Raw genomic sequence first — 1,502 nt, 5'->3', positions numbered from 1 at the left:
CGAACCTTCGGCGTATTCGCCAGCTTCAGAGGCAAACGCGCAACCCGCACCGCCGTCATTGGAGGCGCCACCTTCGACCACCGCTCCCAGCGCCGGCATACCGGGGTTGGCCCCGTTCGCGCGTGAGTGGCGTGGAGCGCGGGAGAGTGTCGTCATCGACACCGCAGGCAACGGCCATTTCCACTACATGATGGACTGTCCAACCTGTACAACGATGGCGGACATGCCTTACAACACAATGGACTTCACGCTGACATCGGTCTCGGGTGACACTGCTAGTGGGACTGTCACCGCCAGCTCAGATCCACGGTTCCCGGTCGGTGCAACGGTGGCCGCCACGCTGGGCGAGCAGGACACCATTCACTGGTTCGTCGGCGACAAGAACGAGGGACTCTTCTGCGGCTCCAATTTCAGTTGGTGCGGCGGCTGACGGATGACATGTGCATGGGATGCCGCGATGTGGCCGGGCCGGTTGTCGAATCGACTGTGAGTACGGGGTTGGTTCGCTAGCATGTGCCAACGGGGGGTGCGGTGATGGAGGCCGCAGTGAACGAGGTGGTGTTCGGGCGGTACCGGCTGATCGCGCTGATCGGCGAGGGCGGCATGGGCAACGTGTACAAGGCTCATGACGATGTGATCGGCCGCGATGTGGCGATCAAAGTGCTGCCCACCGAGCTAAGCGCTGAGCCGGGTTATCGGGAGCGGTTTCGCCGCGAAGCCCACACCGCAGCTCGGCTGACCGAGCCGCACATCATCCCGATTTATGACACCGGGGAAGTCGACGGCCAGCTGTATTTGGTCATGCCGATTATCGACGGGATCGACGTGCATGGTTTGCTGGCACGCGACGGTCCGATGAGCCCGGAACGGGCCGTGCATGTTATCGCGCAGCTGGCTGCTGCGCTGCAGGCAGCGCACGGCGTGGGGCTGGTGCACCGGGATATCAAACCGTCGAATGCGCTGGTGACCGGCGACGACTTTGTGTACCTGATCGACTTCGGGATCGCCCACGACGCCTCGGAGACCAAACTGACGAGTACCGGCATGATCGTCGGCACTTGGGCCTATATGGCTCCCGAGCGCTTCACCACCGGTACTGCTGATGCCCGCGCCGACGTCTACGCACTGACGTGTGTGCTCCATGAGTGCTTGACCGGCGTCAAGCCCTTTCCCGGCGACAGTATGGAGCAACAGATCGGCGGACACCTGACGTTGAACCCGCCGAAGCCCAGCAGCCTCAATCCTGCTGTTCCCGCTGGCTTTGACGACGTGATCGCAGCCGGCATGGCTAAAAACCCTGACCAGCGTTACCAGAGTGCCCGTGAGTTGGCCGTCGCCGCCCAGCAAGCCCTGACCAGCACCGAATCGCATCCGCGCGGCGCTCCCACCTTGCTTGCCCAATCGACCCGCCCCGCACCTGCAGCCGACACAGCACAGCCGCTGACTGCTAGCTCCACCCTGGCCGCGCCCCCGCCCCTCCAGCAGCAGGGAAAGTCGGCTAA

General features: G+C 63.6%; 1 protein-coding gene and 1 pseudogene. Both read left to right on the top strand.

The features are described 5' to 3' along the window. A pseudogene (locus tag AC5Y42_RS23560) lies at window positions 1-430 on the top strand (hypothetical protein); the annotation flags it as partial. Window positions 431-534: 104 nt separating this feature from the next. Then, window positions 535-1,502 (top strand): serine/threonine-protein kinase (locus tag AC5Y42_RS23555; protein WP_499900975.1); only part of this gene is annotated, 968 nt, incomplete at its 3' end.

Source organism: Mycobacterium sp. NGS48 (genome assembly GCF_059812585.1).
Note: the sequence above shows the minus strand (reverse complement) of the source record. Positions and strands in the feature narration are given on the sequence as shown.